This is a genomic window from Corynebacterium sp. 401_CJEI, assembly GCF_001076435.1.
GTDB lineage: Bacteria > Actinomycetota > Actinomycetes > Mycobacteriales > Mycobacteriaceae > Corynebacterium > Corynebacterium jeikeium_D.
In genome coordinates this window covers 30,736-54,340 of the sequence record NZ_JVIP01000019.1, presented here as the reverse complement: position 1 = coordinate 54,340, position 23,605 = coordinate 30,736, and the positions used below count along the sequence as shown (strand labels likewise).

General features: G+C 57.1%; 21 protein-coding genes and 1 tRNA gene. 17 read left to right on the top strand and 5 right to left on the bottom strand.

Annotated features, from left to right (window positions below):
• Nucleotides 1-524 precede the first annotated feature (524 nt).
• On the top strand, nucleotides 525-1,055 hold the full coding sequence (locus tag ADM64_RS05165) for a YgjP-like metallopeptidase domain-containing protein (protein WP_016422236.1): 531 nt from the start codon (nucleotides 525-527) through the stop codon (nucleotides 1,053-1,055).
• A gap of 4 nt (nucleotides 1,056-1,059) precedes the next feature.
• Here ADM64_RS05165 and ADM64_RS05160 read toward each other — a convergent pair whose 3' ends face one another.
• Nucleotides 1,060-2,562, bottom strand: coding sequence for a zinc-dependent metalloprotease (locus ADM64_RS05160; RefSeq protein WP_049193357.1), 1,503 nt, complete (start codon nucleotides 2,560-2,562; stop codon nucleotides 1,060-1,062).
• 139 nt (nucleotides 2,563-2,701) lie between these two features.
• Between ADM64_RS05160 and ADM64_RS05155 the strand changes: the two genes are divergently transcribed.
• Nucleotides 2,702-3,775, top strand: a complete 1,074-nt coding sequence (locus tag ADM64_RS05155) for a YlbL family protein (RefSeq protein WP_049193355.1) — start codon at nucleotides 2,702-2,704, stop codon at nucleotides 3,773-3,775.
• Nucleotides 3,776-3,813: 38 nt separating this feature from the next.
• On the opposite strand, the gene ADM64_RS05150 is transcribed toward ADM64_RS05155, so the two are convergent.
• From ADM64_RS05150 to ADM64_RS05140, 3 genes are all read right to left on the bottom strand, one after another.
• Nucleotides 3,814-5,241 carry an alanine/glycine:cation symporter family protein gene (locus tag ADM64_RS05150; protein WP_049193354.1) on the bottom strand — a complete coding sequence of 476 codons (1,428 nt, stop codon included), beginning with the start codon at nucleotides 5,239-5,241 and terminating at the stop codon, nucleotides 3,814-3,816.
• A 69-nt stretch (nucleotides 5,242-5,310) separates the two neighbouring features.
• The gene (locus tag ADM64_RS05145; protein ID WP_049193353.1) at nucleotides 5,311-5,736 is read right to left on the bottom strand and encodes a fluoride efflux transporter FluC; all 426 of its coding nucleotides are present in this window, start codon (nucleotides 5,734-5,736) and stop codon (nucleotides 5,311-5,313) included.
• Nucleotides 5,733-6,152 (bottom strand): fluoride efflux transporter FluC, encoded by a 420-nt coding sequence (locus ADM64_RS05140; protein WP_241486332.1) that lies wholly within the window; start codon nucleotides 6,150-6,152, stop codon nucleotides 5,733-5,735. The genes ADM64_RS05145 and ADM64_RS05140 overlap by 4 nt, the downstream gene beginning before the upstream one ends.
• 282 nt (nucleotides 6,153-6,434) lie before the next feature.
• Between ADM64_RS05140 and pgm the strand changes: the two genes are divergently transcribed.
• From pgm to ADM64_RS05110, 6 genes are all read left to right on the top strand, one after another.
• Entirely contained in the window at nucleotides 6,435-8,090 is a 1,656-nt protein-coding gene (gene pgm / locus ADM64_RS05135; RefSeq protein ID WP_049193350.1) for a phosphoglucomutase (alpha-D-glucose-1,6-bisphosphate-dependent), read from the top strand.
• A gap of 54 nt (nucleotides 8,091-8,144) precedes the next feature.
• Nucleotides 8,145-8,585 carry a MauE/DoxX family redox-associated membrane protein gene (locus ADM64_RS05130; protein ID WP_049193349.1) on the top strand — a complete coding sequence of 147 codons (441 nt, stop codon included), beginning with the start codon at nucleotides 8,145-8,147 and terminating at the stop codon, nucleotides 8,583-8,585.
• 144 nt (nucleotides 8,586-8,729) lie between these two features.
• A complete protein-coding gene (locus ADM64_RS05125; protein ID WP_016422244.1) occupies nucleotides 8,730-9,461 on the top strand; it encodes a DsbA family protein in 732 nt (243 codons plus the stop codon).
• A 175-nt stretch (nucleotides 9,462-9,636) separates the two neighbouring features.
• Nucleotides 9,637-9,712, top strand: a tRNA-Ala gene (locus ADM64_RS05120).
• A gap of 135 nt (nucleotides 9,713-9,847) precedes the next feature.
• On the top strand, nucleotides 9,848-10,282 hold the full coding sequence (locus ADM64_RS05115; protein ID WP_048732964.1) for a pyridoxamine 5'-phosphate oxidase family protein: 435 nt from the start codon (nucleotides 9,848-9,850) through the stop codon (nucleotides 10,280-10,282).
• A gap of 178 nt (nucleotides 10,283-10,460) precedes the next feature.
• Nucleotides 10,461-11,057 carry a TetR/AcrR family transcriptional regulator gene (locus ADM64_RS05110; protein ID WP_224784081.1) on the top strand — a complete coding sequence of 199 codons (597 nt, stop codon included), beginning with the start codon at nucleotides 10,461-10,463 and terminating at the stop codon, nucleotides 11,055-11,057.
• A gap of 51 nt (nucleotides 11,058-11,108) precedes the next feature.
• On the opposite strand, the gene nadE is transcribed toward ADM64_RS05110, so the two are convergent.
• The gene (gene nadE, locus ADM64_RS05105; RefSeq protein WP_016422247.1) at nucleotides 11,109-11,960 is read right to left on the bottom strand and encodes an ammonia-dependent NAD(+) synthetase; all 852 of its coding nucleotides are present in this window, start codon (nucleotides 11,958-11,960) and stop codon (nucleotides 11,109-11,111) included.
• A 38-nt stretch (nucleotides 11,961-11,998) separates the two neighbouring features.
• Between nadE and ADM64_RS05100 the strand changes: the two genes are divergently transcribed.
• The 9 genes from ADM64_RS05100 to ctaD all read left to right on the top strand — a co-directional run bounded on the left by ADM64_RS05100 (nucleotide 11,999) and on the right by ctaD (nucleotide 23,499).
• The gene (locus ADM64_RS05100; protein WP_152682218.1) at nucleotides 11,999-13,480 is read left to right on the top strand and encodes a sugar porter family MFS transporter; all 1,482 of its coding nucleotides are present in this window, start codon (nucleotides 11,999-12,001) and stop codon (nucleotides 13,478-13,480) included.
• Nucleotides 13,481-13,731: 251 nt separating this feature from the next.
• Nucleotides 13,732-13,854, top strand: a complete 123-nt coding sequence (ykgO, locus tag ADM64_RS05095; RefSeq protein WP_005511141.1) for a type B 50S ribosomal protein L36 — start codon at nucleotides 13,732-13,734, stop codon at nucleotides 13,852-13,854.
• A 750-nt stretch (nucleotides 13,855-14,604) separates the two neighbouring features.
• Complete coding sequence (gene nrdH, locus ADM64_RS05090; RefSeq protein WP_005511161.1) at nucleotides 14,605-14,829, top strand: glutaredoxin-like protein NrdH; 225 nt, start codon at nucleotides 14,605-14,607, stop codon at nucleotides 14,827-14,829.
• 85 nt (nucleotides 14,830-14,914) lie between these two features.
• A complete protein-coding gene (gene nrdI / locus ADM64_RS05085) occupies nucleotides 14,915-15,337 on the top strand; it encodes a class Ib ribonucleoside-diphosphate reductase assembly flavoprotein NrdI (RefSeq protein WP_049181994.1) in 423 nt (140 codons plus the stop codon).
• A 174-nt stretch (nucleotides 15,338-15,511) separates the two neighbouring features.
• Nucleotides 15,512-17,656 (top strand): class 1b ribonucleoside-diphosphate reductase subunit alpha, encoded by a 2,145-nt coding sequence (gene nrdE / locus ADM64_RS05080; RefSeq protein WP_172620253.1) that lies wholly within the window; start codon nucleotides 15,512-15,514, stop codon nucleotides 17,654-17,656.
• A gap of 235 nt (nucleotides 17,657-17,891) precedes the next feature.
• Nucleotides 17,892-18,617, top strand: coding sequence for a purine-nucleoside phosphorylase (deoD, locus tag ADM64_RS05075; RefSeq protein ID WP_016422251.1), 726 nt, complete (start codon nucleotides 17,892-17,894; stop codon nucleotides 18,615-18,617).
• A 50-nt stretch (nucleotides 18,618-18,667) separates the two neighbouring features.
• A complete protein-coding gene (locus ADM64_RS05070; RefSeq protein WP_016422252.1) occupies nucleotides 18,668-20,113 on the top strand; it encodes an MFS transporter in 1,446 nt (481 codons plus the stop codon).
• 338 nt (nucleotides 20,114-20,451) lie between these two features.
• Nucleotides 20,452-21,468: a class 1b ribonucleoside-diphosphate reductase subunit beta gene (nrdF, locus tag ADM64_RS05065; protein WP_016422253.1), complete on the top strand. Its 1,017-nt coding sequence runs from the start codon at nucleotides 20,452-20,454 to the stop codon at nucleotides 21,466-21,468.
• A gap of 330 nt (nucleotides 21,469-21,798) precedes the next feature.
• Nucleotides 21,799-23,499 (top strand): cytochrome c oxidase subunit I, encoded by a 1,701-nt coding sequence (gene ctaD / locus ADM64_RS05060; protein ID WP_005511131.1) that lies wholly within the window; start codon nucleotides 21,799-21,801, stop codon nucleotides 23,497-23,499.
• Nucleotides 23,500-23,605 lie beyond the last annotated feature (106 nt).

Genomic DNA, 23,605 nt, shown 5'->3' with positions numbered 1-23,605 from the left:
TGCCGTCGTCCAACTACCACAACCCGTGCGACGAAGCTCTTTTAAAAGTCCAGTGCGCAAACTGTCCCGACCGATCAGTGTAATCCTCCGCCGTGTCGGTGGTTTTTGGACCAGTGCGGCTCGGTGAAGGTCGGAGATAAGTGCGGTAATGAACTGCGGTGACAGTTTGTCGTGACTGTCAGCAAAGGCCTCGCTTAAGGTGCTACCTCTATGAGCTGCAAGAAGTGCCGAGAAGACAGGCCCCGGCGGGGTGCCGTCGGAAAGCGGCAGAATCATGCTGCGCTCCGGTTCCACGCCGAACTGAATCCGCGCGCCTGGGCGCATGACAATCGGTATCTCCGGCCGCAGCGCGTAGTCCGTGGTAGGCGCGGCAAGCGTTTGTGCTGCGGGTGCGTCCGAACCTATTACGCCAGCCGTACCATCCCGCCCCCGAGACGTATCCCTGTATTCCCCCATAAAAATATCTTTTACCCCGGGGCCAGCTTTTACGCAATCGCAGCGCAGAGCATATACGCTTAAAAAGCATGAGCACCAAGCGACCTGAGTACGGCCCGGATGTTGAGGTTCGGCGCTCGAAGCGCCGCCGCCGTACTGTGTCCGCCCGCGCGGAGGGAAACCGGATCATTGTCATGGTTCCGGACGATCTCAGCGCCGCTGCGGAAAAACAGCAGGTCAATGAAATTGTTGCGCGAGTGCGGAAGAAAGTTGGCAGCAACCTGGATAATTCCGAGCTGGAGCGCCGCGCACGGCTGCTCTCTCGTACGGTGCTGGAAGATCGCCCGCGGTTCGAGTCAATCAAATGGGTCAAGAACATGTCGCGCAGGTGGGCATCCGTCACCGGCGGTGTCGATAGTCCTGGGCGCATTCGCATTTCGCACAGGCTTGCCGACGTCCCGGGGTACGTCCTCGACGACGTCATTGTGCACGAACTGGTGCACACTTTCGTCGACGGTGGTCATACCGAAGAGTTTTGGTATTGGGCGGCAAAAGCCCCGTACCACGAACGGGCACGGGGCTATTTAGAGGCGTATCAGCGCTGGGGAACCCAGAGCTAACTCGCTACTTATCGTCGTCGGCGTCGCCAGAATTGTCCTCGTCGGCGTCACTGTCGTTGCCGTCAGCCGCGCGCTTTTCGGCTTCTTTGCGCAGCTGCTCTTCAAGCTCTGCGATCGGGTCGAAGTCATCGTTTTCCGAGCCGCCAAGAACCGAGTCAATAAAGGCCGCGGGTTCATCCAAATCTTCTGCTACGGGCAGGAAGTCCGGGTGATCCCAGACCTTGTCACGTCGCTCGATGCCCACAGCGGTGGTCAGGCGGTGCCACAAGTTGGTTGCCTCACGCACCTTGGGGGAGCCGAGGTCAATGCCGGTGGCCTTCTCCAGCGCCTGCTCAGCACCTTCGGTGGCGCGGCGACGACGCCAGGCTTCATCCAATTGTGCGGCACCCGGTAGACGCTCACCGAGGGCATCGGTGACAACCATGTCCACCCACCCTTCGACCAGTGCTAGCAGCGTCTGGAAACGAGTACGAGCATTCTCGTTGCGAGAACGAATCTTCGGACTCAGATCCATATTCTGCAGCTCGCTCATAGCCTCCTGCATACGCTGCGGATCCTGCATGTTCTCAATATCCAGACCGCGAGCGGCCTCTTCGATCGCGGAGTAGTCGATGACGATGCCAGCGGCGTACTCCTCGATAGAGGAAATCATGCGTTCAGCCAGCCATGGCACGCGGTCGTAAAGACGTTGGTGTGCAGCTTCGCGGGCAGTGGCGTAGATAAACAGATCGCGCGCTGGAACCTCGAGTTCCTCTGCGAGAGCAACTAGATGTGTTGGCAGCAGTACCGCCGCACCAGTGGTGTGTAGCGGCAGCCCGAGGTCAGAACCAGTCAGGCTCGTCTGTGCCAATTCAGCCAGCGCATTCCCTAGCTGAGTACCGAAACTCATCGAGTTCATCTGGCGCATGATGCCCAGCATCGGGCCCATCATCTCGCGAGCTTCCTCTGGAACGCCCTCGAGGGAGGCATCACTCATGCGGCTGGCGACGGGATCGACAAGGCGAGTCCATGTCGACTTGGTGTTCTCCAACCACTGCAGGCTATTCCACGCTTCTACGCGGTTGACACCAGCGGGAAGGGAGGTGACGTCATCTAGCCACAGTTCGGCCAGGCGCAAGGAATCAGCCAGCGCCTCGCGGGCCGAGTCCTTCACCGGAGCTGGGTTACCAAGACGGGTCCGCGCAACGCGCTCGGCCGCGTCGTAGTTGACAGGGCCAGAGTTAGACTCCTGGAATCGCTGCCCCATGCCGGAGAACATCTCGCCGAACTGGTTGAGAATATCGCCCAAGTTCGGCTGTTCTCCTTTGCCAGAGGAGCCGCTGCCGGGCTGCCCGGGGCCGCCGAAACCGAAGCCACCGGCGCCGCCCATGCCACCGAAGGGAAACCCGAAGAAACCGAAAGGACCGCCCTGGCCGCCCTGACCGCCCTGGCCGGAGTCATTGTTGCCAGCGTCGTCACGATCGTCATCATTGTCGTTCGGACCAAAGCCAAATCCGTTAGAACTCATGCTCCCACCGTACCGGGCAATGACCCGCGTGAGTACTTAAAAGCACCACTTTATTGGCAACTTCGCGCCCAGCGAACAGACACGGACAAGATTCATCAGGTGTCCAGTAGGCAGATAGCGAGAATGTAGGGTGTTATTTGTGAATCGTCGTACCCAAACTCTTGTTGCGGGCGCTGTGCCCATCGCCGCGTTGGCAACTGTGCTTTCGCTGCCAACGCTGACAGTGCCCTATGCCGCGCAGGGGCCTGGCCCGGTCTTCGACGTCCTCAGCGATGTCGAGGGAAAGAGCATTATCTCAGTCAGCGGCAGTGCTGCGGACTCCGAACGCTCTAAGGGCACGCTGGATATGACAACCGTCGCAGTCAGGCATAACCTGACATTGCCGCAGGTCATTGGCCTGTGGTTCGATCGTGACAACGATATCGTCCCCATTGAGGCGGTATTCCCTCCGGGCCAGAGCCAGGACGAGGTGGAAGAGGAGAACAAGGCTGCATTCACCGAGTCGGAGGCCAACGCCACCTCCGCTGCGCTAGCCCATCTCGGGTTGCCGATGGAAGTCACCGTCGCCTACACAGTGCCGGATAGTCCTGTCGATGGGCGACTGCATGAAGACGATGTGATTCTCGCCGTGGATGGGGTGGCCGTAAGCAAGCCTGAGCAAGTCAAGGCGATCATTGCCGGACGCAACCCGGGCGATACTGTCACGTTGAGGGTCAAGTCTGCGACCGTCGACAAGCAGAAGACTGCTAAGGGCGAGGACTCTGACCCCGAGAAAGCCGTCGATATTTCTGTGACACTGGCGGAAAACCCGCATCAGAAGAATGCCGCGCTGCTCGGCGTTGGGATGGGGGCGCAATCCGCGGACGACACCAAGGTTGAGTACCAGCTCAGCGGCATTGGAGGTCCGTCGGCGGGTCTCATGATGACGCTCGGAGTGATTGACAAGCTGAGTCCAGGCGATTTGACCGAGGGGCAGCACCTCGCTGGCACCGGCACTATTGATGCTGCCGGCAACGTGGGCGAAATCGGTGGCATTACACACAAAATCTCGGCCGCCCGAGATGAGGGCGCCGAGATGTTCTTCGTGCCGGAAGGCAATTGCGCAGAGGCTGTGACTGCCGACCGAGGCGATATGAAGTTGGTAAAGGTCTCTGTGCTTGACGACGCGCTTGCGGCAATCGAAAAGCCGGAGACCGCGCAGACCTGCTCGTAGTTTTTGCCGTAGTCCCTACGAGCAGCTGCTAGTTTCAGCTAGTTCTTGCTGAAGGCCTCGAAGTTTTGCTGAGACTGCCATTTATCAATCTCTGCAGCCGTTGCGCGCAACTGCGGGTCAAATTTGAGGTAGGCCTTTGTCTCGCGCGCAATGAGCCCGGACAGGACAATCAGACCGATGAGGTTCGGTAGCGCCATCAGGCCGTTGAGAGCCGAGGCGACGGACCAGACGGTTTCCAGATGAGTAACAGCGCCGACGAAGACTACGCAGGTGAAGACCGCACGGTAGAGACCGGTGCCGCGGCGACCGACCAGGGACTCGAATGCGCGCTCACCGTAGTAGGACCAGCCCAGCATGGTGGAGAATGCGAAGAAGACAACCGACAGCGTGACGATTGTGCCACCCCAGTGGCCAGGTAGACCGCGGGAGAATGCCTCAGCAGTCAGAGCGCCAGTGTCGACGTTGCCATCCTGCCAAACACCGGTGCTGATGATAACCAGGCCGGTGAAGGACACGACGATGATGGTGTCAATGAAGGTCTGAGTCATGGAGACCAGACCCTGACGAACCGGGTGAGTGGTCGATGCGGCGGCAGCGGCGATAGCACCGGAACCCAGGCCCGACTCGTTGGAGAACAGGCCGCGGGCAACACCCATCTGCAGGGCGAGAATCAGCGTGGATCCTGCGAACCCACCAACGGCCGCGGTGCCGGTGAAAGCATCGGTGAAGATGAGCTTGAAGGTCTCGGGCAGCGCCGAGACATTGGCGACGAGCACCCACACGGCCGCACCGATGTAGAGCACAATCATCATCGGCACAAAGCTGGCGGTGATGCGGCCAATCGACTTAATGCCACCCATTAGAGCTGCACCTACCAGGATGAACATGATCATGCCGGAGAGCGTCGGATCGATGTCGAAGCTGTTTTCCAGGTTCGAGGCCACGGCATTGCCCTGGGTCAGGTTGCCGATACCAAACGCTGCCAGCGCAGCAAAGACGGCGAAGAGATTACCCAGCGTCTTACCAAAACCATTCGGGATGGCCTTGCGCAGGTAGTACTGCGGGCCACCGGACTGTTCGCCAGCTGCATCGACCTGACGGTACTTCACACCCAGGAATGCCTCGGAGTACTTCGATGCCATACCTAGCAGGCCGGTCACCCACATCCAGAACAGCGCACCGGGGCCGCCCAGGCCGATCGCGGTAGCGACACCGACAATGTTGCCGACACCGACTGTTGCCGCGAGAGCCGTCGCAAGCGCCTGGTAGTTGGTGATATCTCCCTCGGCGTCTTCATCGTTACGGTCGATGAGTCCGAGGCGCAGTGCCGGGCCGAGTTTGACCAGGTGAATTGCACCCAGGCGAATGGTCAAAATGATTCCGGTGCCAATCAGCGCGGGGATCAGGAGATACGGACTCCAAATAAAACTATCCGCCGCTGAGGCAAAATCGCTGAAGCTTTCCATGCTGTGGAACTTTACTGGTAGAAAGCCTTAATCCGATCATTAAATTCTCAGAAAATGATTATTGTGCTACTAATTCGTCACAAGTGGGGGTAAACATATTCCGGCGAAAGCAAAAACTATTCCGCCAATCAGTGTGAGAGCAAGGTACCCACATGCCCTCCAAAAGTGTTGGTTCTTAAGGCGTACGATCTCTCCGGCGAGTGTGGACCACGTCGACAGGCCGCCGGCGAAGCCAATCATTACCGTCGCATAGGCCAGGGCAGGCGTCATGCCATTGCTTATCGACGTTCCCCGCGACCACACCACAGCAGCGACACCGGCGACGAAGCAGGCAATCATATTCGCGGTCCACGTTCCGGGCAGTTTGGAATCAGCCCACTTCACCGCAAGTTCGGCCAGCGCATAGCGCAGCGCTCCACCTACTGCCGCGCCAACTGCGATAGCGAGGATGGCAGAGAGTGCCGAGGAAAAAGAGCCGAGGAGATCGCCGGTCATTCCGCGACCTCCCATGTGCACTTGGTGCCCAACCAGTAGGCGAGAGGGCAGCACAGCAGGTGAATAAGTCCAACGCTCACAATCAGCACGACTGACGTGTCCGCCTGCGCCAACAAGAGAATGATAAATGCGGAGAAAGTGGTGAAACCGCCACAAAAGCCAGTACCGCAGAAAGCGGAAAGCCGAGGATTAGCAAACGCGATACTGCTGACCAGGCCGAAGAGAAAGCAGCCCAACAAGTTGATGACAGTGGTCGAAACTGCGCTAGTTCCCGAGCTCACAATCGCATCGATTGCCGCGCCGAGCAGAAAGCGACTTACCGCGCCAATAGCGGCACCGCCGGCGACAACCAGGGCCATGAGAACCTGCGCCCGTCCTGCTGATGGCAGTTTCGCAGCGACAGATTCCTCATTCATGGTGAAAACGCTAGCACAGTGGCGAAAGGGGAGGTAGGCGCCGACAATTCGGAATCTTTCACCAGGAGGTGTTCCCGTCGGCACGCGACAATCTACCTACTGCACCCTATTGCAGGGGCGAGTTTGCCTTACCGAGTGGTTCTTGCCATGCGCGCCGACCCTAAAACGGGGACACTGGGGAAGAGGAAGCGCATTTAAATCCGGTTTTCCCATTCCGGCCGGCTCGTCGGCGGTGAAATCGGTGGTTGCGCAGTTCGCCGATTCAGCAGGAGGATACCCACAATGGCTCATGAGCGCGCCGGGCAATTGGCCCAGCCATCCGACCTTATCGATGTCGCGGAACTGGTCACTGCTTACTACACAAAGCACCCGGATCCGAATAACCCCGACCAGAAGGTCGTCTTCGGTACTTCCGGTCACCGCGGTTCCTCCCTCGACGGCGCTTTCAACGAAGACCACATTCATGCCACCACTCAGGCCATCGTGGATTACCGCAAGGGCCAGGGCATTGAAGGCCCGCTCTACGTCGGTCGCGATACCCACGGCCTGTCCGAGCCGGCAATGATTTCCGCCCTCGAGGTGCTCACGGCCAACGGCATCACCGTGATGGTTGACGCTCAGGATCGCTACACGCCGACTCCGGCCGTCAGCCACGCGATTCTGACGTACAACCGCGACGTGGAGGGAGGTCCGACGGGGAATAGCTCCGCGCGTGCCGACGGCATCGTGATTACCCCTTCCCACAATCCGCCACGGGATGGTGGTTTTAAGTACAACCCGCCGACTGGTGGTCCGGCGGACGCGGATGCGACGGACTGGATCGCAGCTCGTGCCAATGAATACCTGGCTAAGGGCCTGGATGGGGTTAAGCGCCAGCTGGTGGATAAGGCCGGAGACCTCGTCGTAAAGCACGACTACCTCAACGCATACGTGTCGGACCTGCCGAACGTTGTCAACCTCGACGCCATCCGTGATGCCGGCGTGCGTATCGGCGCCGACCCAATGGGTGGTGCGTCGGTGGATTACTGGGGCGCAATTGGCGATGCGCATAACCTAAACCTGACCGTGGTTAATCCGCTGGTTGATGCGACCTGGCGTTTTATGACGCTGGATACAGACGGCAAGATTCGTATGGACTGCTCCTCGCCGAATGCGATGGCGTCCTTGATTGGTAACCGCGATAAGTTCGACATCTCCACCGGCAATGACGCGGACTCCGATCGCCACGGAATTGTCACACCGGACGCGGGTCTAATGAACCCGAACCACTACCTGGCCGTTGCCATTGACTACCTCTTCGCACACCGTCCGGGCTGGTCGCAGGAGACCGCGGTCGGTAAGACGCTGGTGTCTTCGTCGATGATTGACCGCGTCGTTGCCAATTTGGGCCGCAAGCTCGTGGAAGTTCCAGTCGGTTTCAAGTGGTTCGTCCCGGGTCTGCTCGGCGGCACCATCGGCTTCGGTGGTGAAGAATCCGCTGGTGCATCGTTCCTGCGTCACGACGGCACTGTGTGGTCTACCGATAAGGACGGCATCATCCTGGACCTCCTGGCCAGCGAGATCAAGGCCGTGACCGAGAAGACTCCATCGCAGCTCTACGCAGGACTCGCCGATAAGTACGGTGCCCCGGCTTACGCCCGCACCGATGCGGACGCAACCCGTGAGCAGAAGGCAATCCTGAAGAAGCTCTCGCCGGAGCAGGTCAAGGCCGACACCCTGGCAGGGGAGACCATCACGGCCAAACTGACTGAAGCACCGGGCAACGGCGCTGCGATTGGCGGGCTCAAGGTGGTTACGGAGAACGCTTGGTTCGCGGCGCGTCCGTCGGGCACTGAAGATAAGTACAAGATTTACGCGGAGTCCTTCAAGGGCGCAGATCATCTGGCACAGGTTCAGGCTGAGGCGCAGGACGTGGTCTCGGCAGTTCTGAACGGGTAATCGGTAGCCGTTGGGCTAGCTGTAAACAGTTAGCCTGTACTAACATTTCTGTGTATGGAGAATTTCGTAGGCGTGGTGGCACGATTCGGCCTGGCTGCAGTTTGGTTGTACTCGGGTCTTATCAAACTGCTGAACCCGCTGGAATCGCGTCAGGCAGTTCAATCTTATGAGCTGCTGCCGAGCGATTTGGTGCCGATGGTAGCGGTTGCGCTGCCCGCTTTCGAAGTTATCCTCGGACTCCTGCTGGTATTGGGGCTTTTCCTGCGCCCGGTAGCGGTGTTGTCTGGCGCGCTCTTGCTGGTGTTTATCGGCGGCATTATCTCGGCGTGGGCGCGCGGCCTGCAGATTGACTGCGGGTGCTTTGGTGGCGGTGGCTACGACGAGAACGCTGGCCCCGCTACGTATCTGACGGAAATCGCCCGAGATATAGGTTTTCTGGCCTTGGCTGTATTTGTGTACGTGTGGCCGTGGAAGAAGTTTGCCATTTACGCCTAGCCCGCTGGCTAGAGGGGAAGCCTAGGGGATAGGCCAGGGGAATGGGGCAAGGTGATGGGGCCTAGCGATGCGGCCTAACAACCATTTCCGTTTTCTCAGGCGCAATTGTGTCATTGGCAAGAAAACACCGCTATCGTAAGCGGTGTGAGTCAGAAGATTAAGAATCCAAATGAAAAGGGCAGTGGCTTCGTCGTCGGCCTGATTGCTCTTCTTGCTGTCGTTGCAGTTGTTATTGGTGGCGTTATCTACATCGGCCGGTCGCAGCCGATTGAGGGACTGCCAGATGAGGACGTCGACTTCTCCGTCGCACTCGACGGCGATGTCATCCGACTGAGCAAGGACGGCGCCGAAGGGGCTAAAACAGCCACGATTTTTGAGGACTTCTCGTGCCACTACTGTGCTCAGATGAGCGAAGAGGGCCACGATGATGAGCTCAAGGCGCTAAACGACGGCAAGCTTGTCGCTGAATACCGCACGCTGAACTTCCTGGATGGTCAGGAGAAGGAGCAGCGTGACGGTCACTCCACTCGCGTCTTCGCGGTTGCCCGCAAGATTGCTGAGACCGGTGATGCTCGCGCATATTGGAACTTCCGCACAATGATGATGGCTGACCAGCAGAACTCTGTCACGTGGAGCGATGATGAGTTGGCTGACCGTCTGGAGCAGCTCGGTGTTGCTGACGAAATTGTCAGCGAAGTCCGTTCCGGCATCGACACCACCGAGGCTAAGGCAAGCGCAAATGCCAACTTCGATGACCTTGAGAAGCGCTTGGGCAAGGTTTCCTCGCCGCACGTCTTTGTCGACGGCAAGGATATTCTGGAGAACATTTCCGGTGATGGCGGACTGGGGCAGTGGGTCAAGGTAGCCCTGCGCTAGGATCCGTGCACGCTCACACGATTCATCCTCGGTTCATGTTCGGCAGATCCACTCTGGGGCACTCGGCGAATACGTAAAAGAGTGTTCTACATGCGGATTTGGTGATACATGACAGTGCCATGTAGCCTTTGAGGAGTCCACAGCGGAGGGGGAAAGCCACTTCGATGTTGATTCTGGGGCTATGGCGCAGCTGGTAGCGCACCACACTGGCAGTGTGGGGGTCACGGGTTCGAGTCCCGTTAGCTCCACCAGTATGAAATCCCTCGGTCGAAATGACCGGGGGTTTTCTTGTATCTACCCCTGGGTAGTGTGCTCGCCGTTTACCTCAATGATTGGTAATCCGTATGGCTGTAGCAACTTTGTCTGAACGGTGGAATACTGGGGGTATGGCAAACAACGACTCCGTTATTCAGAAACTGTCCACCGAAGAATCCCTTGAGCTGCTGGCTACGCAGACTTTTGGGCGCCTGGTTGTTCGTCGTAAAGACGATATGGATCTTTTCCCGCTGAACTACGTTGTTCATGAGGGGAGCATTTACTTCCGCACTGCCGAGGGGTCGAAGCTCTTTACTGTTTCTCTGAACCACGATGTTCTTTTTGAGGCCGACTTTGTTGACAAGGATGCTCAGAAGGCCTGGTCGGTCATCGTAAAGGGTGACGCAGAGGTTCTCACCTCCCGCGCGGATATTAACGCTGCAGATGAGCTGCCGCTGAAGCCCTGGCTGCCGACGTTAAAGTACAACTACGTGCGCATTACCCCGAACGATGTTTCGGGTCGCCATTTCCACCTCGGGGAGGAGCCGAATCGCTACGAAGTGTAGCGGTGGCATACGGCACTTTTGCTTTACGACGGTGGGGGCTCCGTCGTGAAGCAAAGCTTGTAGCGTGCAAAGGCAGCTTTTAGTGACTGAGCACCGCCGTTAGCTGTTTTTTAAAAATTGTTGGGTTAAATTACCCAAAAGCGCCCTAAGTGAGATTCAACCCGTTACAGTCGCAAATGTGACGTGCACCATAGAATCGACCGATGGGGTGCCAGCGCAGCCCGATGTGCGCAGGCAGTCTCCACGTATGCAGAAGATCGTAGATGAAGCGCGCGCGATGCTGCGCGAATCGGGCTGGAGTGCTATCAGCATGCGCCGCCTAGCGGCGCGGCTCGATGTGAAGGCGCCATCGCTGTACAAGCACATCAGCGGTAAAGAAGAGCTCCTTCAGCTGTTGCTGACCGAGAGCCTCGAGAATCTGGGCAAGCGTATTCATGCTGCCATTGATGAGGAATGCACTTCGGCGTCTCTGCTGCAGGCGTACCGCCAGGCAGTTCTCGACGATCCGCATGGTTACCGGCTGATGAGTCGCACTAATTTCGTGAATGTCGTCTCGCCTTCGTCGTTGGATGCCTGGATTCGCGATGCATTCATTAAGGTTGCCGGCGATGAGCCTAAGGGATTGGCCATGTGGGCGTTCGCCCACGGTTTGGTGACCGCCGAGCTGGTCCAGGATGGTTCACCTGCGCTGGAACCCAGCGCCGAAGCCGGTGCGGCAGACAGCTTGGCCGCAGTTGGGGCTATTTGGGACGCTGGCGCGGAGGCCTTCTCTTAAGGGGTTTGCTGCTCTGTCCGGGACGCTAGATCGGTGGCCCGGGGCAGTAGCCTAGCGCCACCAGGAATCGGCCGGTCCGGGCGGGACGGCTCGCTTGTGCCGGGAAATGGAGTAGAGGTGCTCGATTCGCGCGGCATCCTCATCTGAGACAGCCTTGCCTTCGAGGTAGTCGTCGATGGCGGTATAGGTCACCCCGAGCGCAACTTCGTCGGGAAGCGCAGGGCGGTCTTCTTCCAGGTCGGCCGTCGGCACCTTCTCCCACGTACTGGCTGGTGCGCCGAGGTGACGGAGTAAGGCCGCGCCCTGGCGCTTGCTCAGCCCCTGCAGCGGGACGAGGTCGCAGGCGCCGTCGCCGTGCTTGGTGTAGAAGCCGGTGACCGCCTCCGCGGCGTGATCTGTGCCGATGACCAAAGCGCCGTCAACACCCGCCACTGCGTACTGGGCAATCATTCGCATGCGGGCCTTAATATTTCCCTTGTTGAAATCGCTGATAGCGCTGCCGGCCAGGGCATCGGTGACCTGGGTGGTTATCGCGGCGGTGGCCGGTGCGATATCGATAGTTAGCCTTTGGTCAGGCTGAATGAATTGCAGTGCCACCTGTGCGTCGTCCTCATCGGCCTGGACGCCGTGGGGGAGGCGAATGGCAATGAAAGTGGCATCCTCACCGCCGTCGCGAAGCTTTTCGACGGCCAACTGCGCTAGACGCCCGGCCAGCGTGGAGTCTTGGCCGCCAGAAATTCCGAGCACGAATCCCTTGGCGTGCGCGGTGCGGAAATAATCGCAGAGAAAATCGACTCGGCGGCTGATTTCCTCGGCGGCATTGATGGTGGGCTGGACGTGGAGGTCGTTAATAATCTCCGACTGGAGGGGATGCGGGAAATCCTGTGTGCCTACTGGGGTCATGAGCCTCACTCTACCGCTAGTTCCGGACGGGAAAAGGGATGATTTTCCTGCCAGAAGAGTGCCAAAACTCTCATCTTTATCGAGTAAGTGCTGTTCGGATAGGGGGTCTTTGCCCGGACGGTGGCAAGATTTCCAGCGTGAGTACAACCGAACAGAATAAGACTGGACCGAACCGGGAAACCACCACATCTCGGTCGATAGCCGTGGCTATCATCGCCGCTCTGGGCGGCCTCCTCTTTGGTTACGACACCGGTGTCATCTCGGGCGCGCTGCTGTATATCCAGCGCTCTTTTGAGCTGACTCCAGGACAGGAGTCCACTGTCACCGCCATGCTCTTGGTCGGTGCGGCTATCGGTGCGTTCCTGGGCGGTCGCGTAGCGGACTCCCTGGGGCGCCGTGGCACCATCCTGCTCGGAGCGGTCGGCTTCATCATCGGCAGTATCTGGTGCGCTTTCGCTGCTAGTGCGTTTTCGCTGGGTGCTGCGCGTACTTTGCTCGGCGTCTGTATCGGTGGTGTTTCCATCGTCGTACCGATGTACATCTCCGAAATGGCACCACCGCATGTGCGTGGACGCCTGGTCAGCCTGAACTCGCTGATGATCGTGATTGGTCAGCTGGTGGCGTTCCTCACCAACTCCGCCCTAGCCTCCTCCGGTAACTGGCGACTCATGCTTGGATTCGGCGCTGTCCCCGGCATCGTGCTGCTCATCGGCATGCTGGTTCTGCCGGACACACCGGCTTACCTCGTCCGTCGGGGACAGGAGGGCAAGGCGCTGGCCGTGCTGCGTCAGATGCAGGGAGATGAGGCGACGTTGGCTGAGGTTGCCGTTGGTGAGGCGTCGTCAAGCGCCGATCAGCGTGCAGCAGAGCGTCTGGCCGTGAAAACCCCGTGGGTGCGACGCACCGTCATCATTGCGATGCTGATTGGCGTGACGCAGCAGGTCACGGGTGCGAACGCGATTATGTATTTCGCGCCGACGATGATGAACAAGGTTGGCTTGTCGACGGAAAGCTCTGTCTACACCTCCATCATCATCGGTATCGCCTCGGTGATCTCGTGTGCAATCGGTATGAGCATTATTGACCGCGTTGGTCGCCGGCGAATGCTGATTATCGGTTTGGTGGGCTGTGCAAGCTCGCTGCTCGTGCTGGCGCCCGTCTATGGCCTGTCGAGTAACTCTTCGACGGGTGCCATGATGTCGCTTCTGCTGATGACTGTATTTATCGTGTTTCAGCAGGCGGCTGTGTCAGTGGCGACCTGGCTCCTGATTTCCGAGATTGTCCCGACAGAAGCCCGTGGCCTGGGTATGGGGCTGGCAGGTCTCGCGCTCTGGGTTGCGAACTGGTTTGTGGCGCAGGCATTTCTCCCGATGGTGGATGCTGTCGGTGGTGCGTGGTCGTTCTTCTTCTTTGCCATCACGGGCGCAATTGCGCTGGTATTCACCATCAAGGCGGTGCCGGAGACTTCGGGCAAGACACTTGCCGAGGTCCGCGAGTACATGATTGCTGCTGCCAAATAGAGAAGCGGAGGCAGTTGCAACGTGGGGAGTCGCAATCTTGGGGTTGACCGTCAAAGGACATGTTTCCCCCGGATTTTTGGAGTTATTCCGCTTATTAGGTAGTATGGCAACTCGTGTCGTAACGCATACTCTTTGATATTTCTTCGGATTATCAGGAAGGGTGCGTTGCCAGGCAGTCACTGGGGTGATTGTCCGGGGAGAGTGCAGTGTGCACATTCCCGTTTCGGAGCCGAGTAGAAAGGAGCGCCCGAATGAAGGTCCGCAAGTCCCTTCGGTCGCTGAAGAACAAGCCGGGCGCTCAGGTCGTGCGCCGTCGTGGCAAGGTCTACGTGATCAACAAGAAGGAGCCGCGCTTCAAGGCCCGCCAGGGCTAAGCCTTATTTAGGCTAGCGCGAAGCAAATAGCTTCCTCATTTATTGCCAAAACCGCAATCTGAAGTCGCAGTTTTACTGTGGCTAAAGGTTGCGGTTTTTGGTTTTTAGGGAGGGGAGGTTCAGGCGGTTACTGCGTTTATGGCTGGGGGTGGGGGCGATGGAAGTTACTGACTGCGGTTATGTCAAAAATGGCCCGAAAATTGGCTTGAAAGTGTCATAAACTCGCACAGTTTCATATGTGCAGCCCGTGTTCATATGTGCAGCCCGCGATTTTTGAGATCGCTGCGGAATCCGAAGTTGGGTAGGGGAGGGACAAAGGCAGGGCGGGGACACTGCGGCGCCTGGAATCGGTGCGGTCGGCTGCGGGGCGTCATGCAGTAATTGGTTTAACCAAAATCCACCGATAGTTGTTTTTCTACGATTTTCTAGAATTTTTAGCGTGAAATTACAAGGTTGTGGTGCGTCTGTGTACAACATCTTGTGCGCCAGAGATCTCCGAACAGGGAATACCATGGTTGTGAGTACTACATCTAGTATGACTAGAGTTTTCTAGGCACCAAGTGTAGTGTTTTCGATGTCGAGCCAAGGAGAGCTAAAAGGACCTGTCTGCCACCCGTACTCGGTTTCTCATGAACCCTGGGAGCTTTCGGTCATTCAACCAATCCGCTGATTCCTCGGCCGCTTCCGTTGTTTGTACGAAGTCGATCCGATTCATTGGTCTTACCCAAAGCCAGAAAGTTTGTGAGAGTCATGGTTACCGTTTACAGCAAGCCTGCATGTGTCCAGTGCCGCGCTACCACTCGTGCCCTCGATAAGGCTGGAATTGCCTACGATATCGTCGACATCACCATGGACGATGAGGCTCGGGACTACGTCATGGCTCTCGGTCACCTCCAGGCGCCGGTCGTTGACACTGGCACTGAGACCTGGTCGGGTTTCCGTCCGGATCGCATCAAGGCTCTCCAGGCAGCGTAAGAATCACACACCTCTCCGCAGATTTCGTTGACCACCCGGGAAGCGAAGATTGCGGGGGTTTTGCGATGTAAAGGGTGAAGCTCTCATGCTGGTGGTGTATTTCTCCTCGGCGACGGGGAATACACACAAGTTTGTTGAAAAGCTAGGTATCAAAAATGCCCGCATTCCCATCCGTCGTAATGAGCCGGAGCTTATCGTCGATGAGCCCTATGTCCTCATTTGTCCGACTTATGGTGGTGGCGTTTCCATCAGCGGTGGTAACTCAAGGCCAGTTCCTCCGCAGGTCATCAAATTTCTTAATAATGAGCACAACCGCTCTTTCATCCGAGGTGTGATTGCTGCCGGCAATCTCAACTTCGGTGAGGACTTCTGTAAAGCAGGGGATGTCATCTCCTACAAGTGCAAGGTTCCATATCTATATCGCTTCGAGCTGATGGGAACCGACCACGATGTGCGGCGAGTCCGAGAAGGGCTAGAGGAATTCTTCCACGGTAGAGCCAGCGCCTAAGTTGGCAAGCCTCAGTGTCGAGGGAAGGGGCACTGAGGACAACCGAATGGATACGCTCGCGGAAGCCGTCGTAAAGCGGTGTGCGAGGAAAATAGCTAGATTGGATTGCTCTGGGCAGTGTTGGAACAGACCCTGTGCAGGCAAATGAATATTAAAGGAGTCAACGTGTCGGAAATGGGCAAGCAGGTCGCGGAGCCGGTGGGTGAGGACAAGCTGGATTACCACGCGCTCAATGCGCTGCTGAATCTGTACGGTGAAGACGGCAAGATTCAGTTCGATAAAGACCGCATGGCTGCGCGGCAGTTCTTCTTGCAGCATGTCAATCAGAACACTGTGTTCTTCCATAACTTGCGGGAGAAGCTCGATTACCTGGTAGAGAACCATTACTACGAGGCTGAGGTTCTGGAGAAGTACGAATTTGAGGACGTCAAGGCGCTGTTCAAGCAGGCCTACGCCCACAAGTTCCGTTTTCAGACTTTCCTGGGTGCTTACAAGTACTACACCTCGTACACGCTGAAGACTTTCGACGGCAAGCGTTACTTGGAGCGCTACGAAGACCGTGTGTGCATGGTTGCTCTTACGCTTGCCGACGGCGACTTGGGGCTCGCGCAGCACCTGGTTGATGAGATCATCGCCGGACGCTTCCAGCCTGCTACTCCTACATTCCTCAACTCCGGTAAGGCCCAGCGCGGCGAGCCGGTGAGCTGCTTCCTGCTGCGTATCGAGGACAACATGGAGTCCATTGGCCGCGCCATCAACTCCTCGCTGCAGCTGTCCAAGCGCGGCGGTGGTGTGGCGCTGCTGCTGAGCAACCTGCGTGAACAGGGCGCTCCGATTAAGCACATCGAGAATCAGTCTTCCGGTGTCATCCCGGTTATGAAGCTGCTGGAGGACTCCTTCTCCTACGCTAACCAGCTGGGTGCTCGCCAGGGAGCAGGCGCTGTCTACCTGCACGCGCACCACCCGGACATCATGCGCTTCCTGGATACCAAGCGTGAGAACGCGGACGAGAAGATTCGCATCAAGTCGCTGTCGCTCGGCGTTGTCATTCCGGACATCACGTTCGAGCTGGCCAAGCGTAACGACGACATGTACCTCTTCAGCCCGTACGATGTCGAGCGTGTCTACGGTAAGCCGTTCGCGGACATTAGCATCACCGAGAATTACGCGGATATGGTCGAGGACCCGCGTATTCGTAAGCAGAAGATCAACGCGCGTCAGTTCTTCCAGACCATCGCTGAGATTCAGTTTGAGTCCGGCTACCCGTACATCATGTTCGAGGACACGGTTAACCGCGCGAACCCGATTGAGGGCCGCATTAACATGTCGAACCTCTGCTCGGAGATTCTGCAGGTCAACACCCCGTCGACCTACAATGCGGACCTGTCCTACGAGCACGTGGGTGAGGACATTTCCTGTAACCTCGGTTCGCTGAATATTGCGATGACCATGGACTCGCCGGACTTTGGTCGCACTGTCGAGACTGCCATCCGTGGCCTGACTGCGGTCAGTGAGCAGACTTCTATTGACTCGGTGCCATCGATTCGCAAGGGCAACGACGGATCTCACGCCATCGGCCTGGGGCAGATGAACCTGCACGGCTACCTTGGCCGCGAGAAGATTATGTACGGCTCGGAAGAGGGCCTGGACTTCACCAACGCCTACTTCGCAGCAGTGCTCTACGCAGTCCTGCGCGCATCCAACAAGATTGCTCGCGAGCGCGGTCAGAAGTTCGTCAACTTTGAGAACTCTGACTACGCCAGCGGCAAGTACTTCGATAACTTCGATCCGGCAGAGTTCCAGCCGAAGACTCAGCACGTCAAGGAGATCTTCGAGAACTCCACCGCGCACATTCCGGACGCTGAGGACTGGGCGCAACTGAAGGCCGACGTCATGGAGTACGGCCTGTTCAACCGTAACCTGCAGGCAGTGCCGCCGACCGGTTCGATTTCCTACATCAACAACTCGACCTCGTCGATTCACCCGATTGCATCTCAGATTGAGATTCGCAAGGAGGGCAAGATCGGTCGCGTATACTATCCGGCTCCGCACTTGGACAATGACAACCGTGAGTACTTCCAGGACGCCTACGAAATCGGCTACGAGAAGATCATTGACACTTACGCGGTCGCTACCAAGTATGTTGACCAGGGACTGTCGCTGACCTTGTTCTTCAAGGACACGGTGAGCACTCGTGACCTCAACCGTGCGCAGATTTACGCATGGCGCAAGGGTATTAAGACTCTGTACTACATCCGCCTGCGTCAGGTTGCGCTGGAGGGTACTGAGGTCGAGGGTTGCGTATCCTGCATGCTTTAAGCAAGCGTGCTTGAGGGCTAGGCATCTAGTGCTTCAGTTGTAGCGCATTGAAGGCGCGAGAATTTCCCCGAGTTTTGCCGGGAGATTCTCGCGCCTTTTTCGTCACTCCACCCAATTGGGAACAAATGTAAATATCACTATTGACGGTTGTAATCCAGGTAATTAACCTGGGCAGTGGTACACCAATGTTCGCATAATTTTCACCCACGGCTAGTGGGGGAAGGGGCTGGAAGCCATGTCCGATACCACTGGTAAGAGCACTCCACACATCAACCCAAAGGGTGCGCCGATTGCAGAAACCATTTTGTTGCCAGGTGACCCGCTGCGTGCCAAGTTCATTGCGGAGACCTATTTGGACGATGTCGTTCAGTTCAACAAAGTTCGCAACATGTTGGGCTTTACCGGCACCTACCAGGGGCAGGAAGTGTCCGTCATGGGATCCGGTATGGGCATTCCGTCTATCTCGCTGTACTCCTGGGAACTTATCCATGTTTTCGGCTGCAAGAAGCTGATTCGCGTCGGTTCCTGCGGCGCGTTGCAGCCGGAGCTGGACCTGTATGACGTGGTTATCGGCCAGACGGCATCGACGGACTCCAATTTTCTATCGCAGTACAACTTGCCGGGAACGTTCGCCCCGTCCGCATCTTTCCGTCTGATTGAAGATGTTCGCGATCGTGCCCGCGAGCAGGGCATCACTACACACGTCGGCAACATCTTGTCCAGCGATATTTTCTACAACTTCCAGGATGATGTGAACGACCGTTGGGCACGCATGGGTGTGCTGGCGGTGGAGATGGAATCTGCTGGCCTTTATGCCACCGCCGCCGAGGCCGGTGTGGAGGCCATGGGAATCTTCACTGTGTCGGACAACATCGTCACCGGTGGAAAGACCACTCCGGAAGAACGTGAGAAGGCCTTCACGACGATGATGGAGCTGGCATTGCCGCTGGCTCGACTCTAGTGTCCTGGTCCGCAATCAATTGGCTTGAAGTGTGAAATAGGTACAGTGCGATGAGCAATCCCGCCAGCAATACCAGCTTGAACGTGAATCCCCGTGAAAGCGCAGCGTCCAAGGCTGCCGCGCCAAACCCTAAGGCCGCAGTCCCGGTCTTGCTGTTTTCCTTTGTATTCTGTTTGGTCTTGGACAATGGCTTTAAGTTCATGACCAAGCCGATTGCGGAATCTCTGGACCTCAGTGTCTCCACGGCCAGTCTGCAGGCGACACTCGCCGGTATCTTGATTGGCATTGGAGCGGTGGTGTACGCCGCATTGGCGGACAGCATCAGTATCCGCAAATTGATGATTGTCGGTATCGGCTTCGTCGCCGTGGGCTCTCTACTGGGTTATTTCTTCCAGGGAGTATGGCCAATCGTGCTTACTGCCCGCATTATTCAAACTGCCGGCCTGGCGGCGGCTGAGACACTCTACGTCATCTATGTCACCAAGTACCTAAGCCCAGAAGATCAGAAAACCTACCTCGGCTTTTCCACCGCGGCCTTCCAAGCCGCGCTGCTGATTGGAACGTTGACCTCGGGAATCGTGGCTACCTACATTTCCTGGCCGGCTATGTTCCTGATTTCGCTCATTCTGATAGTTGCCATTCCGTTCCTGATCAAGACAGTTCCGGAGGAGCAGCAGCAGAAGAGTCACCTGGATATCTTTGGCCTGTTCCTCATCGCGGTCATCGCCACTGCGGTGATGCTGTTCATGCAGCAGTTCCAATGGTGGTGGCTGGTTGCCGCTGCGCTGGGCGTCGCGCTCTTTGTCTGGCACATCCGGACACATGACAACGCCGTGGTCAGCCCGTCGTTCTTTACCAATGCTCGCTACGTTTGCGCGCTGATTGTTGTGCTCGTGGTTTACATGGTCCAGTTGGGGTATTCGGCCATTCTGTTGCCGTATATGGTCGACGAGCTCTATGGCATCAACCTCGACGGTGCTGCCTATATCCTCGCGCCGGGCTACCTCTGCGCTGTCATCGTCGGTGTAATGTCTGGCAAGGTTGCCAAGTTCCTGCCCTCGAAGCAGGCCATTGTCGCGGCTATCAGCATCATCATCGTGGCGTTGCTCATCCCCGCAGTGCTGCCGGGGGCCGGTGTTGCCACGGTTATCGTCTCCATGATTCTGTTCCCATCAGGGTTCGCGCTCATGTATGCGCCGTTGGTCGCGACCGCACTGCAGAACATTCCTGCCGCCAAGTCCGGTGTTGCAATCGGTTTCTACAATCTGACGATCAACATTGCCGTACCGGTTGGCATCGCGTTAACGGCCATGCTTGTTGATTCTCGACCGGCCTTCTTCAGCACCCTCTCCATCGCGCAGTCTGAAGCAGAAGGGGTCTCCGCTACCATCGCTTGGTTGCTCGCGCTCATGGCTGTCGTAGGTTTGCTGGTGTACGTCATCTCCGACCGCATCATCAACGACACGGCGGAAAACCGAGAGAAGGTTCACGCCTAGGCTCGCGCAACATCTTGCGCTTGGTGCTTGACGACGGACATTGCGTCGTCAAGCACCTTTTTCTTTGTGTGACGTGGGGTTAGGGGAGGGGTGCCGGGAACAAGAATCGGCAAGTGGGGCGATTTCTTCTAGGCCACGTGCTTAATAATGCGGGTGTGGGTAAGCTGCTAAGGGTAGTGGCTCCTTTCATCGGGAGCCTGACGTTTTGTAGTGGGACAAGGCTGGAATAGCCACCGCTGCAGCCGCTGTTTTGGACTCATAAAGAGTGAAGGACGTTCCTTATATATAAGGTGCGTTCGAAAAACGGCAATATCAATGAAAAAGGGAGAGGTTTCCACGTGAGTTTCGATGATTGCCCACCCTCGACTCCGGCCCACCGTGAGAAGAATCCAGAGTCGCGTGCATGCCCAGTTGCGGCTATTGACTGGAACACGATTCCTGATGACAAGGATCTCGAGGTTTGGGATCGTCTGACCGGTAACTTCTGGTTGCCGGAAAAGGTGCCGCTGTCGAATGACATCAAGAGCTGGAATACGCTCAACGCACTGGAGCAGCGCACCACGATGCGCGTGTTCACTGGTCTGACCATGCTGGACACCATCCAGGGCACAGTTGGCGCAGTATCGCTCATCCCGGATGCGCTGACTCCGCACGAGGAAGCTGTGTACACCAATATCGCCTTCATGGAATCGGTGCACGCAAAGAGCTACTCGTCGATTTTCCAGACGCTGGCGTCGACTCCTGAGATTCAGGATGCGTTCCGTTGGGGCGAGGAGAATGAGTACCTGCAGAAGAAGGCCAAGATTATCCTCGACTACTACGAGGGCGATAATCCGCAGAAGAAGAAGGTCGCTTCCACTTTGTTGGAGTCCTTCCTGTTCTACTCGGGCTTCTACCTGCCGATGTACTGGTCCAGCCACGCCAAGCTGACTAACACCGCGGACATTATTCGCCTAATCATTCGTGATGAGGCAGTTCACGGTTACTACATCGGTTACAAGTACCAGCGCAACCTGGAGCGTCTGACCCAGGCCGAACGTGACGAGCTGAAGGATTACACCTTCGACCTCATGTTTGATCTCTACGACAACGAGATTCAGTACACCGAAGAGATGTACGACGAACTCGGTTGGACCGAGGATGTCAAGCGTTTCCTGCGTTACAACGGCAACAAGGCTCTAAACAACTTGGGCTACGAGGGTATGTTCCCGGCCGACGAGACTCGCGTTTCGCCGTCGATCCTGTCGGCCCTGTCGCCGAATGCTGACGAAAACCACGACTTCTTCTCGGGTTCCGGCTCTTCCTACGTCATGGGTAAGGCTGAAGTAACCGAGGATGAGGACTGGGACTTCTAAAAGCACAGGTGTAGGGAACATTCCGCATCGAGCCTCACTCTGGTGACAGCACACACACGGGGGTAGTAGTCCTAGCCTCGACGGTTCCTGCTAAATAGGCGTTAGCCCAGGTTAAGACAATTCTCAGGAAACTAATAGTGTGCTTAGCTGAGTGGGGAAGTGAGCCGGAAAATCCCTTAGCCTTAACTTTTTCCAAGGTTCAGACTAGAATCTGGCACATAGCGGTAGGTGGGTTCGCCGTCGCGTACTCGCCTGCACTATTCTCACAAGGACAAAACTTAAAATCCCTGTAGTGAGTTACAGGAAATCTTCGCGTAGTAAGGAGGAAGAATGACTGCAGTAGCGCCTCGTCCAGATCATGGCGTTGTAGCGCCGGAACGGCCGCAGCCGTTCGGACATGAGCGTAAGGGCAGCTGGGCGTGGGAAATGCTGACCACGACCGACCACAAGAAGCTGGGCATCATGTACATCATTATGTCCTTCTCGTTCTTCTTTGTCGGCGGTCTGATGGCTCTGCTTATCCGTGCTGAGCTCTTCGCCCCAGGACTTCAGTTCCTTTCTAACGAGCAGTTCAACCAGATGTTCACCATGCACGGCACGGTGATGCTGCTTCTGTTCGGTACCCCGATTGTTTGGGGTTTTGCTAACTACATTCTGCCACTTCAGATTGGTGCTCCGGACGTGGCTTTCCCGCGTCTGAACGCTTTCGGCTTCTGGCTGACCACCATTGGTGGCATTCTGATGCTGTCGGGCTTCCTGACCCCGGGTGGTGCTGCTGACTTCGGTTGGACCATGTACTCCCCGCTGTCTGACCCGATTCACTCTCCGGGTGTCGGTTCTGACCTGTGGATTGTCGGTGTCGGTGTTGGTGGTGTCGGTACCATCGCTTCCGCCATTAACATGACCACCACTGTCCTGTGCCTCCGTGCACCAGGCATGACCATGTTCCGTATGCCAATCTTCACCTGGAACATCCTGGTTACCTCGATCCTGGCTCTGCTGATCTTCCCGATTCTGACTGCAGCTGCTCTTGGTGTTTTGTACGACCGTAAGCTGGGCGGTCACATTTACGACCCGGCAAACGGTGGCGCAATGCTGTGGCAGCACCTGTTCTGGTTCTTCGGTCACCCAGAGGTCTACGTCCTGCTGTTGCCGTTCGTGGGCATCATCACCGAGGTCGTTCCGGTCTTTTCCCGTAAGCCGCTGTTCGGCTACGCAGGTATGGTCTTCGCAACCCTGTCTATTGCAGGTCTGTCCATGGCTGTGTGGGCACACCACATGTTCGTGACCGGTGGCGTTCTGCTTCCGTTCTTCTCGTTCATGACCTTCCTGATTTCGGTCCCGACCGGTGTTAAGTTCATCAACTGGATGGGCACCATGTGGCGTGGCCACATGACCTTCGAGGCTCCGATGACTTTCGCTCTCGGCTTCATCGTGACCTTCCTGTTCGGTGGTTTGACCGGTATTATGCTGGCTTCCCCACCGCTGGACTTCCACGTCTCTGATACTTACTTCGTCGTGGCGCACTTCCACTACACCCTGTTCGGTACCCTGGTCTTCGCTTCCTACTCGGGCGTTTACTTCTGGTTCCCGAAGATGACTGGTCGTATGCTCGACGAGAAGCTGGCAAAGGTTCACTTCTGGCTGACCTTCATCGGCTTCAACCTGACCTTCCTGGTCCAGCACTGGCTGGGTAACGAGGGTATGCCGCGTCGTTACGCCGACTACCTCGAGACTGACGGTTTCACCACCCTGAACATGATCTCCACCGTTGGTGCGTTCATCCTGGGTCTGTCTGTTATCCCGTTTGTCTGGAACGTCTTCAAGTCCTGGCGCTACGGTGAGGTCGTCACTGTTGATGACCCGTGGGGTTACGGTAACTCCCTCGAGTGGGCTACTTCTTGCCCGCCGCCGCGCCACAACTTCACCTCGATGCCGCGCATCCGCTCGGAGCGCCCGGCGTTCGAGCTGCACTACCCGCACATGGTTGAGCGTCAGCGCGCAGAGGCCCACGTTGGTCGTCAGCTCTAAGAGCTAGTGGCTACATGGCTGATGCAACTCTGAGTTAATAACTACGCGAAGCTAAGGCCCCATCACGGTTCTCCGTGATGGGGCCTTAGTCTTGTCTTTGAGAGTC

Coding starts and splice junctions, on each gene's coding strand:
- ADM64_RS05165 (WP_016422236.1), top strand. CDS start 525: ATGAGCACCAAGCGACCTGAGTACGGCCCGGATGTTGAGGTTCGGCGC.
- ADM64_RS05160 (WP_049193357.1), bottom strand. CDS start 2,562: ATGAGTTCTAACGGATTTGGCTTTGGTCCGAACGACAATGATGACGAT.
- ADM64_RS05150 (WP_049193354.1), bottom strand. CDS start 5,241: ATGGAAAGCTTCAGCGATTTTGCCTCAGCGGCGGATAGTTTTATTTGG.
- ADM64_RS05145 (WP_049193353.1), bottom strand. CDS start 5,736: ATGACCGGCGATCTCCTCGGCTCTTTTTCCTCGGCACTCTCTGCCATC.
- ADM64_RS05140 (WP_241486332.1), bottom strand. CDS start 6,152: ATGAATGAGGAATCTGTCGCTGCGAAACTGCCATCAGCAGGACGGGCG.
- pgm (WP_049193350.1), top strand. CDS start 6,435: ATGGCTCATGAGCGCGCCGGGCAATTGGCCCAGCCATCCGACCTTATC.
- ADM64_RS05130 (WP_049193349.1), top strand. CDS start 8,145: ATGGAGAATTTCGTAGGCGTGGTGGCACGATTCGGCCTGGCTGCAGTT.
- ADM64_RS05115 (WP_048732964.1), top strand. CDS start 9,848: ATGGCAAACAACGACTCCGTTATTCAGAAACTGTCCACCGAAGAATCC.
- nadE (WP_016422247.1), bottom strand. CDS start 11,960: ATGACCCCAGTAGGCACACAGGATTTCCCGCATCCCCTCCAGTCGGAG.
- ADM64_RS05100 (WP_152682218.1), top strand. CDS start 11,999: ATGATTTTCCTGCCAGAAGAGTGCCAAAACTCTCATCTTTATCGAGTA.
- ykgO (WP_005511141.1), top strand. CDS start 13,732: ATGAAGGTCCGCAAGTCCCTTCGGTCGCTGAAGAACAAGCCGGGCGCT.
- nrdH (WP_005511161.1), top strand. CDS start 14,605: ATGGTTACCGTTTACAGCAAGCCTGCATGTGTCCAGTGCCGCGCTACC.
- nrdI (WP_049181994.1), top strand. CDS start 14,915: ATGCTGGTGGTGTATTTCTCCTCGGCGACGGGGAATACACACAAGTTT.
- nrdE (WP_172620253.1), top strand. CDS start 15,512: ATGGGCAAGCAGGTCGCGGAGCCGGTGGGTGAGGACAAGCTGGATTAC.
- deoD (WP_016422251.1), top strand. CDS start 17,892: ATGTCCGATACCACTGGTAAGAGCACTCCACACATCAACCCAAAGGGT.
- ADM64_RS05070 (WP_016422252.1), top strand. CDS start 18,668: ATGAGCAATCCCGCCAGCAATACCAGCTTGAACGTGAATCCCCGTGAA.
- ctaD (WP_005511131.1), top strand. CDS start 21,799: ATGACTGCAGTAGCGCCTCGTCCAGATCATGGCGTTGTAGCGCCGGAA.